The sequence below is a fragment of the Legionella maioricensis genome (assembly GCF_023618015.1).
Lineage (GTDB): Bacteria > Pseudomonadota > Gammaproteobacteria > Legionellales > Legionellaceae > Legionella > Legionella maioricensis.
This window is the reverse complement of sequence record NZ_JAJKBJ010000006.1, coordinates 51648-66641: the sequence shown is the minus strand read 5'-3', so window position 1 is coordinate 66641 and position 14994 is coordinate 51648. Positions and strand designations below refer to the sequence as shown.

Genomic DNA, 14994 nt, shown 5'->3' with positions numbered 1-14994 from the left:
CTCTAGACTGTCAAATTTGCTTTCACAATATTTGAAAAAAGTAGTTCTTGATGTTCATTATTTATATCCAGTACTACTGCACTCTCCGTTGCTGAGACAATAATACCTGACAATTTACGTTTACCATTTACCGGCTTAAAAGTTTTCGCCTGAACGACATGCCCTACATAACGTTGATACTGCAAATAGCTAAACAAGGGCCTGGGAATACCTGGAGATGATATTTCTAAACTATAATTCCCTGGAATTGGATCTTCAACATCAAGTAAAGCACTGACTGCATGGCTAACCGCTTGACAATCTTCAATCCCAATTCCATCAGGTTTATCTATATAGATTCGTAATAACGAGTGCTTACCCTGAGAAAGGTATTCACACCCCCAGAGTTCATATCCCATATTACTAATAGTGGGAGATAGTAATTGTGCTAATTCATCTTGCATCATAATAATAGTAACAAACAAAAAAAGGGCGCACACGCCCAAGTCTGTTAACTGACTTAGATTAGCACAATACCCTATTAAACATAATAAAAAACCCCAAAAATGGGGTTCTAATAAAGTGGTAGCGGGGGCAGGATTTGAACCTACGACCTTCGGGTTATGAGCCCGACGAGCTACCAGGCTGCTCCACCCCGCGTCAACTGTGAGAAAGTATACTGGTACTTATCTCTCTTAGCAAGCACTTTTAACAAAGTTTCTGAATTAATTAACAAATGCATTAATGCAAGTGGCAATTAAAGCTCCTGGAAAAATTCCTAAGTACAGTAATGAGAGACAATTGAGTGAATAGAACAAATTATTACCTTTGCTAATCACAACGGGTTCAGAATGAATAGGTTGATCGAAATACATTATTTTAACTATTCGTAAATAATAGTACGCACCTATTACCGTAAATAATAATCCCCAAATTGCAATCCAGGTCAAATGAACATCTACCACCGCTTTAAGCACCAGCAATTTAGCAAAAAAACCAACTGTTGGTGGAACACCGGCCATGGAAAACATCACAAGAAGCATCATAAAAGCGAGCCAGGGACTTCTCTTATTGAGTCCTTTCAAATCATCCACACTGTCAATTTCCATACCTTGATTCGACATTAAAACTACCAGTCCAAATGCAGCTGCAGACATTAATGAATAAACCACTATATAATATAAGGCTGCCGAATATCCTGCCGGGGTCGCTGCCAAAATTCCAAATAAAGCATAACCCATATGTGAGATCGCAGAATAAGCAAATAAGCGCTTAATTCGGGTTTGTACCACAGCAAGCAAATTACCTATACCCGCAGAGAGCAAAGCCATCACGATGATGATTTGCTGCCATTGTGCCGTAATGTCTATTAAACCTATGGTGAACAGTCTAAATGCCATTGCCAAAGCTGCAATCTTCGGGGCAGTACTAAGAAATAGGGTTACTGAGTTTGGTGCTCCTTGATAAACATCAGGGGCCCACATATGGAAAGGTACAGCAGCCAATTTAAACCCTACTCCAGCGAGAATAAATACAACGGCAAAAGAGAGTAGTAAGTTTTGTTGTTGCCAGTTAGCAGCAATGGCATTCGCAATGTCTAAGAGATCTAATTTACCAGTCGCACCGTATATCAAAGACATGCCATACAAAAGCATACCTGAAGCGATTGCCCCCATGACAAAATACTTCATTGCCGCTTCTGACGCATCGCTGTCAGTGCGTCTAATTGCCGTCATGGCGTATAAAGGCAATGACATTAATTCTAAACCTAAATAGACAGTTAGTAATGAGTGAGCTGAGATAAGAATCATCATACCAAGAGTAGAAAAAAGGCCAAGAACATAATAGTCGCCGCCCGGCATTTGACGCTCGTCTATATAATTACGGGAATAGATAAAACTAAGCACAACCGTAATATATACAAAGAACTTCATCACATGCGCTACATCATCACTAATAAATAAACCATTAAAGATAATGACTTTAAAACTACCTATATATAAGTAACTTACACACGCTGCTAAAATCAAACCGGTGCAAGCTATAAAAAATGAGATGGATTTATATTTGTGACGAAAAAATAAATCCGTGAGCAATGCAAGGCATGCGGTGGCAAGCACAATCATTTCAGGAAGTGCTAAATGTATATTTTCAAGTAATGCGATCATATTGATTAACCTTGCTATGTTACAATTTTGATTTATCAGCTAATGCTAATGTATGACTTACTGTTTGATGAACATATTCAAGCATCGGTTTTGGAAAAACCCCCATAGCGATGACCATCAAGGCAAGTAACACGTAAGCGCTTAACTCAAAACCCGATATATCTTTTAATTCAGCCACTTTATCATTGGCAACAGGCCCGAATATAACGCGCTTGTACATCCATAGCGTATAAGCTGCGCCAGTAATTAACGTGGTTGCTGCCCAGAAGGCTATCCAAAAGCCAGCTTTGATGCTTCCCAATATCACCATAAATTCGCCAACAAATCCCGAAGTACCAGGTAAGCCCGCATTGGCCATAGCAAACAACATAAAGAAGGAGGCAAATATGGGCATAGTATTCACAATCCCACCAAAATCTGATAGGCGGCGGGTATGCATGCGATCATAAAGAAATCCCACCCCGGCAAACATTGCACTAGAAACAAAGCCGTGAGAGATCATAACTACAATAGCACCTTCTAACACCAAACCAGCACTGCTTAACCCTGCTTGACTTGATATGGCAAATATGGCAAAGCAGCCTAAAGTCACAAAACCCATATGGGAAATAGAAGAATAGGCAATCAACCTTTTCATATCTTTTTGAATAATTGCCACTAAACCAATATAAACAACGGCGATCAGTGATAAAGCAACCATTAGTGCCGCATACTTGCTACAAGCATCTGGCACGATAGGAAGAGAAAAACGAATAAATCCGTACGCTCCTAGCTTCAACAATATCGCTGCAAGGATAACTGAACCTCCTGCTGGAGCTTCTGTATGAGCATCAGGTAACCAGGTGTGTACTGGAAACATAGGTATCTTTATTGCAAAACCAAGGAAAAAGGCAATAAAAATTAATGTTTGCGCCGTCATACTTAACTTAATGGCGTAAAACGTTTCAATTTTAAATGATCCTGCGATGTAGCCCATGTATAAAAAACTAGCCAACATCAATACAGAGCCTAAAAAGGTGTAGAGGAAAAATTTAATTGCTGCGTACACGCGATTTTCTGATCCCCATATGCCAATAATAAGGTACATAGGGATTAATGTGGCTTCCCAGAAGATATAAAACAAGATCGCATCCATAGCAGCGAATACGCCTACTAATAACCCTTGCATGATCAGAAACGCAGCCAGATATTGAGCAACTCTATTTCTAATACTGTCCCAAGTCGCAAGTATTACGATCAGGTTAGTAAAGATACTTAAGACAATGAGCAGCAAGGATAGGCCATCTATCCCAAGGCTGTAATTAATGCCCAGTGCTGGCATCCAAGGAATCTCTTCCAAAAACTGCATGCTAAACGTTTGTAAATCGAACCCTGAAACTAAAGGCACGCAAAGCAATAAGCATAACAATACAGTAAATAACGATAAATACCGCGAAATATTAGGATTGTTATCGTCTCCTGTCAGAAGTACGAAAACGCCACCTATAATTGGCAACCAAATTAGCAAATTGAGCAAATGATGCATACTCTCACCTTATCTTTAGCCCAGTATCAACCAGCACAGAAAACCTAATAATCCAAATACCATTACTGTTGCATAATGATACAGATAGCCACTTTGTATAGTACGACCTTTAGTTGAAAACCATCTAACCAAACGTCCACTACCATTTACTACAAGTCCGTCAATTAATTTTTGATCACCGACATTATAAAAAATCCGGCCTATCCCTTTGACGCCTTTTACGAAAACTAAATCATTAAAGCGATCAAATCCGTACTTATTGATTAAAATGTTATAAATTAATGAGCAACGACGTGCTAAATAAGCGGGAATTGTCGGGACGGCAATATAGCAAATCCATGCTATAAGTGCACCTGCTAAAGTAACCCATAAAGTTAATGAATAAATGGAATGAGTCATGCTTGCAAATGGCGATGTTACCTCATGGGCAAGTTCTGCTAAAACATTATGCTCGGGAAGTATGAACAGTGACGAGCCAAGTAAAGTAGGATTATTAAAAAGGATAGGCATATAAAGTACATAGCCAAGGATAACTGAAGGAATAGCCAATAACACTAAAGGAAGCCAAACCACCCAAGGAGACTCATGAACGTGGCTTAAGGTGTGCTCATCCATGCGTGGTTTGCCATGGAATGTCATAAATAAAGATCTAAACGTATATAGGGCAGTCACCATAGCACCGGCAGTAACACAAAAATAAGCATAACTGCTGCCTGGGATTTGTGATAATTGGGTTGCTTCAATAATGGTATCTTTAGAATAGAACCCGGAAAAAGGTGGAAAGGCACAAAGAGCTAAACTACCAATAACATAGGTCACGTATGTAATTGGCATTTTATTCCATAGCCCACCCATTTTCCGCATGTCTTGCTCATGGTGCATACCAATAATAACCGAACCTGCTCCCAGGAATAATAATGCTTTAAAGCAGGCATGGGTCAGAAGATGGAACATCCCTGCACTATATGCTGAAGCGCCCATAGCCACCATCATGTAACCCAATTGAGATAATGTGGAGTAAGCAACTACACGCTTAATATCATTCATTACCAGCGCTAAAATACCAGTGAATAGCGCTCCTGTAGCCCCGATCACCAATACCACAGTTAAAGCCGTGGTCGATAGCTCTATTAATGGAGAAATACGAGCAATCATGAATACACCCGCTGTAACCATCGTTGCCGCATGGATTAAAGCAGAAATAGGTGTAGGACCTTCCATTGACTCAGGAAGCCACACATGTAAAGGAACCTGAGCTGATTTACCCATAGCGCCAACATAAAGTAATAAACAGGTAACCGTAATCACCGACCAAGGATGACCAGAAAATAGCTCTATATTTTGGCTGGCCAGATAACTTGCACTCTTAAATACGGTGGCATAATCAAGACTGCCTGTATAAGCAAAAACGAATGCAATTCCTAAAACGAAACCAAAATCGCCAACCCTGTTAACCAAAAACGCTTTTAAACTGCCCTCAAGAGCGGATTCTTTTTGAAACCAGAACCCGATAAGCAAGTAAGACACGAGACCTACGCCTTCCCAACCAAAGAATAATTGCAGAAAATTATTAGCGGAAACGAGCATGAGCATCATGAACGTAAACAGGGAAATGTAACTGAAAAAGCGCTGATACCCATCATCGTCGGCCATATAGCCAATACTATAGATGTGAACCAGTAAGGATACGAAATTTACAGTAACCAACATGACCGCACTAAGAGGATCAATTAAAAAGCCTAAGTTAAACTCATAAGGAATCAATAACCCGCCAGAAGCCCAGTGATAAAGCACCATGTTAGTGGATGAAATGGCACCGGAAAATATTCCATAGGCAATATAGAGGGATACCACAAAGGAAACGCTTACTCCCAGAATAGTTACCGAATGGGCTCCAACCCGACCTATTTGATTGCGAAACAAACCAGCGATAACCGATCCAATCAAAGGAGTTAAAACAATTATTAGACAAAGTTGAAGTATACTCACGATTTTAACCTTTTAAATGATTCATCTTATCTACATCTATATTGCCGCGATTTCTGTAGAGCAACATGACTATGGCCAAACCTATTGCTGCCTCAGCTGCAGCTACCGTTAAAATATAAAAAACAAAAACTTGTCCACCGACTTCTTTATAGTAATGTGAAAAAGCAACAAAATTAGTGTTAACTGACAAGAGCATTAACTCAACGCACACCAGCAGCAAAATGATATTTTTGCGATTTAGCATAATTCCTACAAGGCTTAAACCAAATAGAATCGCACCTAATATCAGATAATCATTAACAGGTATCATACAGGATTCCCCAATTGTTATTTCTCTGATTTCATATTGATTAATTGAACTCGATCCAGACTTCTGGTCATAATTTGTTGTTTAATATCTTGTCGCTTGGAGCGTACGGCACCCCGATGCACTAAGGTAATGGCAGATACTATAGCAACCAATAAAATAACAGCAGCCAGTTCGAATGCCAGTAAATAATCAGTATAAAGAACCAGCCCCAAAGCTTCGGTATTGGAAATGTGTGGTTCTAAAGCGGCAGGATTATTTTTCGCTGAAACATCGAGCAACTGAGAATTTGCTACTGAACCTTCCGCTACGCTATGTTCTTGTTGCGTCGCAGATACATCAGATTTAAAAGAGTCAGGGATAACTACCATTAATAAGCCTGTTAATAATGCAACTATAATCAATCCAAAAGGCAAATAACGTATCAAATGAGTTTTAATACTTTCAATATCAATATTGAGCATCATGACCACGAAGAGAAACAACGTCATTACTGCGCCAACGTAGACAAGAACAAGTATTAGAGCGAGAAACTCAGCTTCAAGTAATATCCATAATACAGCGCTGGCAAAAAAAGTAAGTACGAGAAACAACACACAACGTACTGGATTATTTTGACTAATTACCATTAGGGCAGATCCCACTGCTATAGTAGCAAATATGTAAAAAATGACCTGAATTAATAATTCATGCATAGCTCACCCCGTTATCGGTATTTTTCATCAGCAGCACGATCTGCTGCCAGTCTTGGTTCCATCATGTCGCCGATGGCCAATAATTTTTCTTTGGTCATGATATTCTGGCCACGTTCACTGACGTGATAATGATGTATGGGCGTTACCACGATAGAATCTACAGGGCAAGACTCTTCGCATAAACCGCAATTGATGCATTTAAACATGTCAATATCATAACGTGTTGTACGTCTTGACCCATCTTCTCTCTCATCAGATTCAATGGTAATGGCTAAAGCAGGACACACTGCTTCACATAATTTGCATGCAATACAACGCTCTTCACCATTAGGATATCTGCGTAATGCCAACAAGCCTCTGAAGCGTGGTGAAAGAGGTGTCTGTTCTTCGGGAAACTGAACCGTTATTTTTTTTCTAAAAAAATAACGGCCGGTTACTCTTAAACCTGATAGCAGTTCTAATAGTAAAAAACTGCGTACATAATATTTTATATATCGATATACTTTTTTCATCGGCTTCTCTATTAACCATCAAAACCAAGGTTTAAGGTGAGCAACAACCATCAAGGCAGTTACAATAACCCAAACTATGGTGACCGGAATAAGTACTTTCCAACCCAAACGCATCAGCTGATCATAACGATAGCGGGGAAAAGTCGCTCTTACCCACAAATAAACAAAAAGAAAGAAAGTAATTTTTATGAGTAACCATACAAAGCCGGGGACTACAAAAAATATACTTTCCAGAACAGGTATCCCTTCAAAAGGCGACATCCAACCACCCAGGAACAGAATGCTTATGAGGGTAGAAATGAGTGCCATGCTCGCATACTCGGACATGAAAAACAGCATAAAACCTATTCCAGAATACTCAACATGAAATCCAGCTACGATTTCTGACTCACCTTCTGCCAAATCAAAGGGAGCTCTATTTGTTTCGGCTATTCCAGCTATCCAAAATACTAAAAACAAAGGAAAAAGTGGTACAAACCACCAATGCAGTATTCCACCTTTTTGTGACAAGACTATATCAGTCAAGTTCATGCTGCCGGCAGCTAATAGTACCCCTACAAAAGCAAAACCCATTGCAATTTCGTAAGATACTGTTTGAGCAGTACTTCTAAGCGCACCGAACATGGCATATTTTGAATTGGATGCCCATCCGGCAATCAGGACGCCATAGACGCCGAGCGAGCTCATAGCAAATGCATACAAAACCCCAGCATTAATATTAGCCAGCACTATACCTTCCTGAAAAGGGATAACTGCCCAACCAGCCAATGAAGGAGCCAAAGCAAAAAGCGGGGCTATAACGAAAAGATACTTATTTGATTTGGTTGGAACTATTATTTCCTTGGAAATTAATTTAATCAAATCTGCAAAAGGTTGCAGCAAGCCTTTAAATCCTACCCTATTGGGTCCTATTCGAACTTGGATGTATCCAATAACTTTTCGTTCTGCATAGGTTAAATAAGCAACGCAAATAAGTAGGGGAACTACTATCGCGAGTATTTTAAGGATAATCCAAACTAATATGCTAATATTTTGAAGCATTTCTTTACCTGTCTAGCGCTTAATAGTTATTGCAGCAAATGAATGGCCCAAGTCAACTGTCTCAGGCATTGCGTTTGCTACCCACACCACATCAGCCGCAATGCGCTCATCGCGTTTAAGCGGCAATGTTATCTCAATATCACCCTGAGATACAGTGGCAATTTCCTCTAATTTCAATCTATCTGCTGTTGCGGGGTGAATCCGTATGCATGCTGATTCAGAAGCAGCACATAATTGCAACTCCCGAGCATTTCTTACAATAGCATCGATACGGTAGAGTGGCCACTCGCCTACTCTAACTAATGATTGATTAATCACCGGTAAAGATTCTGGATAATAGGGCGTATATTCATGTTCCATATTCATGGCAGCGCTGGTTTTGACTTCGGAAAGAATTTCTTCTGTTGATGTATATTCAAAATTCTTGCAATGCAATAAATTTCCCAAAACCCTTAATATTTTCCACGCAGGACGTGCTTCCTCATAAGGTTGCAATGCTCCTTTTACCGTTTGCCAAGTATTATCTACATTAATATAAGTTCCAGAAGTTTCTGCATAAGGTGCTATTGGTAAAATAACGTCAGCATAATCCAGCATCGATTCATGATTATAAGCGGATAACATCACAACAAACTCTGCTGCAAGCATGGATTGCCTTGCCCCATAAGGATTAGCAAAGTCATACCCTGGCTCTACCGCCATAAGAAAATAACCTTTAAGCTTGGCATTGAGTGCGGCCTGAACATCAAGGCCTGGCTCTGAAACGGATTTACCCGCTGCTGCTCTGTGGGGCAACATTCCTGCCATCCAGGCACCCGCGGTATTTGAACCGTTAGTTAACCTCAGTGCTTTGGCACCACTTAATTTTTGAATTACAAACACTAAAGTTCGTATTAATGAAGCTTCCGGGTGATTCTCACAAAGTGCACCAGTAATAAGGCAGGCTTTGTCTTCTTTGAGTGCTTTAGCAACCTGTTTAGTAGTTTTATCTACTTCGAGACCTATTAACAACTTTTGTATGTCTTCTGGCAGAGTCTTGACGTCGTCGGTCAAAGCTAAAGCCAGTTTAGCCAGTTGCATCGGCATTTCTAGTGGAGAGACTATACTGTTTCCTGCAAGTTCAAATCGGTATTCAAAATCAACCGGATTTATAGCATAAATTTTTGCTCCATTGCGAAAAGCTTTACGAACTCGTACACCGGCTAAAGGAACTTCTCTGTCGATATTGCAACCGATAAGGACAACGGAGTTCTGATGTTCTATTTCCGCGTAAGGCAAGGAGCTTTTAGGTGTAGTTGTTTGATTATCCTGATCTCTAAAATCAGTTTGATGTAATCGATGATCCAAATTCTGAACACCCATTTCACGCATTAGTTTTTGTAACAAATACAGCTCTTCCAATGTGGAAGAACTTGATGCAAAAGCCGCCATTTGCTCTGGACCGTTTTGCTTAATAACGCGACTCACGCCTTCCGCAGCGAATTTCAATGCCGTTTCCCAGTCAACAGTTTCCCACTGGCCATTGCGTTTGATTTGTGGTTTTCCTGCCCGCGAGGAGCTTTTTAATCCCAAGTAGCTAAATCTGTCCCGATCAGAGATCCAAGTCTCATTGATTGACTCATTTTCTTTAGGTACAGCACGCATCAATTTATTATTTCGTGTATGCAAATAAATATTTGAACCTAAACAATCATGAGGTGCAACGCCATCATGCTGCGTCATTTCCCATGCTCTGGCAGTAAATCGATAAGGTTTTGATGTCAAAGCACCGACAGGGCATAGATCAATAATATTTCCAGAAACTTCGGAGGTCATACTGTGCTTAACGAAAGTTCCAATCTGCATATGCTCGCCGCGGCCTGTTGCACCTAATTCTCTGACTCCTGCAACTTCTTCGCCAAAACGGACGCAACGGGTGCAGTGAATGCATCGAGTCATCTCTGTTGAGATAAGAACTCCTAAATCATCATCGTCTACAGCACGTTTGGATTCCGTATATTCTGATTGATCCGCTCCAAAACCCATAGAAATATCTTGCAGTTCACATTCGCCGCCTTGATCGCATATAGGGCAATCTAGTGGATGATTAATAAGCAAAAACTCCATAACTACTTTTTGAGAGTGTAAAGCCTCGGCTGACTTGGTGAATACCTTCATTCCATTAGTAATAGGCGTGGCGCAAGCAGGAACTGGTTTTCTGCCATTTTCTACTTCAACCAGGCACATGCGACAGTTTGCTGCAACGGATAGTTTTTTATGGTAGCAAAAACGAGGGATATAAATACCCGCTTCATCCGCAACTTCGATGATCATTTTACCGTTTTCAACTTCAAATGTTTTACCGTCGATTTCAATAGTAGCCATGGTCTAACCTTCTCAATTATGCTGCAACGACCGAGCGTTTATGCTTAATAAAATAATCAAATTCATTATAGAAATGCTTAACGAAACTTTGCACAGGCCAAGCTGCTGCTTCACCTAATGCACAGATGGTACGTCCTTCGATGTTATCGGCGACATTAACCAGCTTTTCTATATCACCAGGCTCTCCATGGCCATGTATAATCCGATGCAATAGTCTTACCATCCAGCCAGTACCTTCACGACATGGAGTGCATTGACCACAGGATTCATCCATATAAAACTCAGAAATACGATATAAAGCAGTGACCATACACGTGGTTTCATCCATAATAATTACTGCTCCAGAACCAAGGCCTGAACCAGCTTTCTGTATGCTGTCGTAATCCATATCTAATCCCATCATTACCTCTCCAGGTAACACAGGCATCGATGTTCCACCGGGAATTACTGCTTTGATTTTACGATTTTTAGTTACTCCACCTGCTAATTCGAGTAACGTTTTAAAAGGGGTTCCTAATGGAATTTCAAAGTTTCCAGGGTTATTAACATGACCACTCACGCTAAAACACTTGGTACCGCCATTATTTGGCCTTCCTAACTTTAAAAACCACTCGCCACCTTTTTCCATAATCACCGGAACGGAAGCAAAGGTTTCCGTATTATTGATTGTGGTAGGCTTTCCATATAAACCATAATTAGCAGGAAAGGGCGGTTTAAATCGTGGTTGTCCTTTTTTACCCTCTAGTGAATTGAGTAATGCGGTCTCTTCACCACAAATATAGGCTCCTGCACCCAAATGGTTGTATAGATCAAAATCAATGCCCGATTTTAATATATCTTTACCCAGTAATCCGGCTTGGTATGCTTCTTTTAAGGCAGCTTCTGTGCGTTCAAACGGCAACCAGAATTCACCTCGGATGTAGTTATAGCCAACGGTTGCTCCCATTACATATCCAGCAATGGCCATACCTTCAATCAGCTGGTGCGGGTTAAGACTTAATATTTCTCTATCTTTACAAGTACCAGGTTCGCCCTCATCAGAGTTACATACTACATATTTCTGCACTGGAGAATTACGATTCATAAAACTCCATTTAAGGCCGGTGGGAAATCCTGCTCCTCCACGTCCTCGCAGAGCAGATGTTTTCAATTCATCAATAATGTGCTGGGGTGATGTTTGTTCTTTCAATATTTTACGCCAGGCACTATATCCACCAACACTTTCATAAGCAGATAGAGTCCAGGGCTCAGCTAAATGAGCCGTTCGGTAACAAACTTGATTTAATTCAACCATGGCAACCACCTCTATCTTATTCGTACTGTTCTAAAACCGCATCTATGGATTCGGCGGTAAGATTTTCATGATAATCTTTGTCCACCTGCATCATGGGCGCGTTTACACAGGCACCTAAACATTCAACGGATCTTAAAGTGAAGCGACCATCATCAGTTGTTTCGCCTAATTTAATACCTAGCTTTTTTTCTAAATGATTTACCATGCCAGCAGAATCTCTTAAAAGGCAAGAAATATTAGTACACACATTAACTAAATGTTTTCCAACGGGCTTATGTTCATACATAGTATAGAAACTGGCTACTTCATACACCGCTATTGGAGCCATATCCAAATAATCAGCAACTGCATCCATTAGCACTGTTGTCAAATGACCATGTTCTTCCTGGACGATTCGCAGGGCACTCATCACCGCAGACTGCTTTTGATCCTCTGGATACTTTGCTATCCATTGATTAATTTCGTGCATTCGTTTTACTGACATGAACTGATGTAATATTTTTGCTGAATTCTCAGACATTTCTAAACCTTTATCTCGTTATTATTAGTGCCCGTTTTGCATCTAATAGGTTAAATTAACGATCTATCTCACCAAACACTATGTCCTGGCTTGCTAAAATTGCTACTCCATCGGCAAGCATATGATCTTTTACCATTTCATCAAAGCTGGATAAGTGAGCAAATCCTGGAGCACGAATTTTCAGGCGATATGGCTTATTAGCACCATCTGAAACCATGTAAATACCGAATTCGCCCTTAGGTGCTTCCACAGCTGAATAAACTTCACCACGTGGTAAACAAAAACCTTCAGTAAATAATTTAAAGTGATGAATTAATGCTTCCATATCATGCTTCATGACCACCCTTCGAGGTGGAGTGATTTTATTATCATCGACTCGAACTGGGCCAGGATTTTTCCTTAACCAGTCAATGCATTGCTTAATAATCCGATTGGACTGTCTCAGTTCTTCAACGCGCACCAAGTACCGATCATAACAATCCCCGGTTTTACCAACAGGAATGTCAAACTCGACCTTATCATATGCAGCATAGCTTTGTTTTTTGCGTAAATCCCAGGCAACGCCAGACCCTCTAAGCATAGGGCCGGTGAATCCCCATTGCAACGCATCTTCAGGAGAGACAACACCAATATCAACTGTACGTTGTTTCCAAATTCTATTATCGGTTAGTAATGTTTCATACTCATCGACACAATGCGAAAATCGCTCTGTAAATGCAGAAAGAAAATCCAATAAACTGCCTTGTCTGGTGGCATTCATCTTTTCGACTTCACGGTCACTATGCCATCTGGATGCTTTATATTGAGGCATGGTATCTGGGAGATCTCTTGCAACGCCCCCTGGTCTATAATAGGTAGCATGCATACGCGCCCCTGATACGGCTTCATAGCAGTCAAATAAATCTTCTCTTTCTCTAAAACAATATAAGAAAACAGTCATAGCACCTATATCAAGCGCAACGGCACCTAACCAGAGCAGATGATTTAGAATACGCGTTACTTCATCAAACATGGTGCGAATGTATTGTGCTCGCAATGGCACTTCGACATCCAAAAATTTTTCAATAGCCCTCACGTAAGCATGCTCATTGCACATCATGGATACATAATCCAAGCGATCCATATAACCAATACTTTGGATGTAAGGCTTGGTTTCTGCTAACTTTTCTGTTGCTCTATGCAGCAAACCTATATGAGGATCGGCACGAACTATTGTTTCCCCTTCAAGTTCCAGTACTAAACGCAACACGCCATGAGCAGCAGGATGTTGTGGTCCAAAATTTAAAGTGTAATTCTTTAGTTCAATCATTATTTGCTACCCTCATCACCTATATAACGGTTGTCATTACGAATAACCTTGGGTACAAGTATTCTGGGCACAATATCTACGGGAGCATAAATTACTTTTTGTAGCTTCGCATCGTAGCGCATTTCAACGTGACCACTGAGAGGGAAGTCTTTGCGGAATGGGTGCCCTATAAAGCCATAGTCAGTTAAAATACGTCTTAAATCAGGATGTCCATCAAATAATATGCCATATAAATCATAGGCTTCACGCTCGAACCAATTTGCGCCTTTCCATAAATCATGCACAGACGGAACAATTAAATGTGCTTCATCAACAAATAGCTTAACCCGTAAACGATGATTTTTTTTAGTAGAAAGTAAATGGTAAACCACAGCGAATCGAGGTTTATCCATAGCATAGGCTTTTGCTTCTTGACGCTCTACGCCTCGAGAAAAACCACTCTCACTAGCAGACTCAGTTTCCCAGTCATATTCACCATAAGACAAATAATCTACGCCACAGAGGTCGATAAGCTGATCAAAGGAAAACGCTTCCTGATCACGCAATTCAAGCATTATTGACTTTAAATTTTGCGCGTCGCATTCTATGGTTAATTCACCATAAGCTAAGTTCAGATCAGTAATATGATTTGCTAATTCAGACTTGAGCTGTTCAGCCAAATGATCGTTTTTAGTCATCTAATTTGTACCTTTCATGACCCTATAACACTTTAACCAGAAAATGACTCATTGGTATAATGCACACTTCCAATCTTCAACGAATCAATTCACCTAATTAAAGAGTACTAGGCTTCTAATATATTTTTACGCCTGATTTTATTCTGTAATTGAATGATGCCATAAAGTAATGCCTCCGCTGTCGGTGGACAACCTGGCACATATATATCTACTGGTACGATACGGTCACAACCCCTGACTACTGAATAGGAGTAATGATAATACCCGCCGCCATTGGCGCAAGATCCCATAGAAATAACCCAGCGTGGCTCAGGCATTTGATCATATACTTTGCGCAGCGGAGGAGCCATTTTATTACATAAGGTTCCCGCAACAATCATCACGTCAGATTGGCGTGGACTGGGGCGAAAAATAATTCCAAATCGATCCAAATCATAACGCGCAGCACCAACGTGCATCATTTCTACTGCACAGCATGCTAAACCAAAAGTCATAGGCCACATAGAACCACTGCGTGCCCATCCAACCAGTTTATCGACTGTAGTCGTTAAAAAACCATTTTCTTGCAATTCTGCAACCGCCATAGCAAGCCTCTAAGCAGTTAAATATTAATA

At 40.4% G+C, this 14994-nt stretch carries 14 protein-coding genes and 1 tRNA gene; all 15 read right to left on the bottom strand.

Annotated elements, in window-relative coordinates:
• Positions 1 to 2: 2 nt before the first annotated feature.
• The 15 genes from rimP to LOX96_RS06860 all read right to left on the bottom strand — a co-directional run bounded on the left by rimP (position 3) and on the right by LOX96_RS06860 (position 14964).
• Positions 3 to 446, bottom strand: a complete 444-nt coding sequence (gene rimP / locus LOX96_RS06930; RefSeq protein ID WP_250420873.1) for a ribosome maturation factor RimP — start codon at positions 444 to 446, stop codon at positions 3 to 5.
• Between the two features lie 116 nt (positions 447 to 562).
• A tRNA-Met gene (locus LOX96_RS06925) sits at positions 563 to 639 on the bottom strand.
• A 65-nt stretch (positions 640 to 704) separates the two neighbouring features.
• On the bottom strand, positions 705 to 2147 hold the full coding sequence (gene nuoN, locus LOX96_RS06920) for an NADH-quinone oxidoreductase subunit NuoN (RefSeq protein WP_250420872.1): 1443 nt from the start codon (positions 2145 to 2147) through the stop codon (positions 705 to 707).
• Positions 2148 to 2166: 19 nt separating this feature from the next.
• Entirely contained in the window at positions 2167 to 3672 is a 1506-nt protein-coding gene (locus LOX96_RS06915; RefSeq protein WP_250420871.1) for a complex I subunit 4 family protein, read from the bottom strand.
• A 15-nt stretch (positions 3673 to 3687) separates the two neighbouring features.
• A complete protein-coding gene (gene nuoL / locus LOX96_RS06910; protein ID WP_250420870.1) occupies positions 3688 to 5661 on the bottom strand; it encodes an NADH-quinone oxidoreductase subunit L in 1974 nt (657 codons plus the stop codon).
• A gap of 4 nt (positions 5662 to 5665) precedes the next feature.
• The gene (gene nuoK, locus LOX96_RS06905) at positions 5666 to 5971 is read right to left on the bottom strand and encodes an NADH-quinone oxidoreductase subunit NuoK (RefSeq protein ID WP_250420869.1); all 306 of its coding nucleotides are present in this window, start codon (positions 5969 to 5971) and stop codon (positions 5666 to 5668) included.
• Positions 5972 to 5988: 17 nt separating this feature from the next.
• Positions 5989 to 6663 (bottom strand): NADH-quinone oxidoreductase subunit J, encoded by a 675-nt coding sequence (locus tag LOX96_RS06900; RefSeq protein ID WP_250420868.1) that lies wholly within the window; start codon positions 6661 to 6663, stop codon positions 5989 to 5991.
• An 11-nt stretch (positions 6664 to 6674) separates the two neighbouring features.
• The gene (gene nuoI, locus LOX96_RS06895; protein ID WP_250420867.1) at positions 6675 to 7175 is read right to left on the bottom strand and encodes an NADH-quinone oxidoreductase subunit NuoI; all 501 of its coding nucleotides are present in this window, start codon (positions 7173 to 7175) and stop codon (positions 6675 to 6677) included.
• An 18-nt stretch (positions 7176 to 7193) separates the two neighbouring features.
• On the bottom strand, positions 7194 to 8216 hold the full coding sequence (nuoH, locus tag LOX96_RS06890; protein WP_250420866.1) for an NADH-quinone oxidoreductase subunit NuoH: 1023 nt from the start codon (positions 8214 to 8216) through the stop codon (positions 7194 to 7196).
• Positions 8217 to 8228: 12 nt separating this feature from the next.
• The gene (gene nuoG, locus LOX96_RS06885; RefSeq protein ID WP_250420865.1) at positions 8229 to 10580 is read right to left on the bottom strand and encodes an NADH-quinone oxidoreductase subunit NuoG; all 2352 of its coding nucleotides are present in this window, start codon (positions 10578 to 10580) and stop codon (positions 8229 to 8231) included.
• 16 nt (positions 10581 to 10596) lie between these two features.
• Complete coding sequence (gene nuoF / locus LOX96_RS06880; protein ID WP_250420864.1) at positions 10597 to 11874, bottom strand: NADH-quinone oxidoreductase subunit NuoF; 1278 nt, start codon at positions 11872 to 11874, stop codon at positions 10597 to 10599.
• 16 nt (positions 11875 to 11890) lie between these two features.
• Positions 11891 to 12394 (bottom strand): NADH-quinone oxidoreductase subunit NuoE, encoded by a 504-nt coding sequence (gene nuoE / locus LOX96_RS06875; protein WP_250420863.1) that lies wholly within the window; start codon positions 12392 to 12394, stop codon positions 11891 to 11893.
• 55 nt (positions 12395 to 12449) lie between these two features.
• Positions 12450 to 13703 (bottom strand): NADH-quinone oxidoreductase subunit D, encoded by a 1254-nt coding sequence (locus tag LOX96_RS06870; protein ID WP_250420862.1) that lies wholly within the window; start codon positions 13701 to 13703, stop codon positions 12450 to 12452.
• A complete protein-coding gene (locus LOX96_RS06865; protein WP_250420861.1) occupies positions 13703 to 14380 on the bottom strand; it encodes an NADH-quinone oxidoreductase subunit C in 678 nt (225 codons plus the stop codon). The genes LOX96_RS06870 and LOX96_RS06865 overlap by 1 nt, the downstream gene beginning before the upstream one ends.
• Before the next feature lie 107 nt (positions 14381 to 14487).
• Complete coding sequence (locus LOX96_RS06860) at positions 14488 to 14964, bottom strand: NuoB/complex I 20 kDa subunit family protein (protein WP_250420860.1); 477 nt, start codon at positions 14962 to 14964, stop codon at positions 14488 to 14490.
• Positions 14965 to 14994 lie beyond the last annotated feature (30 nt).

What these genes read in the sequence shown, in the direction of transcription:
- rimP (WP_250420873.1), bottom strand. Translation starts at nt 446, where the DNA reads ATGATGCAAGATGAATTAGCACAATTACTATCTCCCACTATTAGTAAT.
- nuoN (WP_250420872.1), bottom strand. Translation starts at nt 2,147, where the DNA reads ATGATCGCATTACTTGAAAATATACATTTAGCACTTCCTGAAATGATT.
- LOX96_RS06915 (WP_250420871.1), bottom strand. Translation starts at nt 3,672, where the DNA reads ATGCATCATTTGCTCAATTTGCTAATTTGGTTGCCAATTATAGGTGGC.
- nuoK (WP_250420869.1), bottom strand. Translation starts at nt 5,971, where the DNA reads ATGATACCTGTTAATGATTATCTGATATTAGGTGCGATTCTATTTGGT.
- LOX96_RS06900 (WP_250420868.1), bottom strand. Translation starts at nt 6,663, where the DNA reads ATGCATGAATTATTAATTCAGGTCATTTTTTACATATTTGCTACTATA.
- nuoI (WP_250420867.1), bottom strand. Translation starts at nt 7,175, where the DNA reads ATGAAAAAAGTATATCGATATATAAAATATTATGTACGCAGTTTTTTA.
- nuoH (WP_250420866.1), bottom strand. Translation starts at nt 8,216, where the DNA reads ATGCTTCAAAATATTAGCATATTAGTTTGGATTATCCTTAAAATACTC.
- nuoG (WP_250420865.1), bottom strand. Translation starts at nt 10,580, where the DNA reads ATGGCTACTATTGAAATCGACGGTAAAACATTTGAAGTTGAAAACGGT.
- nuoF (WP_250420864.1), bottom strand. Translation starts at nt 11,874, where the DNA reads ATGGTTGAATTAAATCAAGTTTGTTACCGAACGGCTCATTTAGCTGAG.
- nuoE (WP_250420863.1), bottom strand. Translation starts at nt 12,394, where the DNA reads ATGTCTGAGAATTCAGCAAAAATATTACATCAGTTCATGTCAGTAAAA.
- LOX96_RS06870 (WP_250420862.1), bottom strand. Translation starts at nt 13,703, where the DNA reads ATGATTGAACTAAAGAATTACACTTTAAATTTTGGACCACAACATCCT.
- LOX96_RS06865 (WP_250420861.1), bottom strand. Translation starts at nt 14,380, where the DNA reads ATGACTAAAAACGATCATTTGGCTGAACAGCTCAAGTCTGAATTAGCA.
- LOX96_RS06860 (WP_250420860.1), bottom strand. Translation starts at nt 14,964, where the DNA reads ATGGCGGTTGCAGAATTGCAAGAAAATGGTTTTTTAACGACTACAGTC.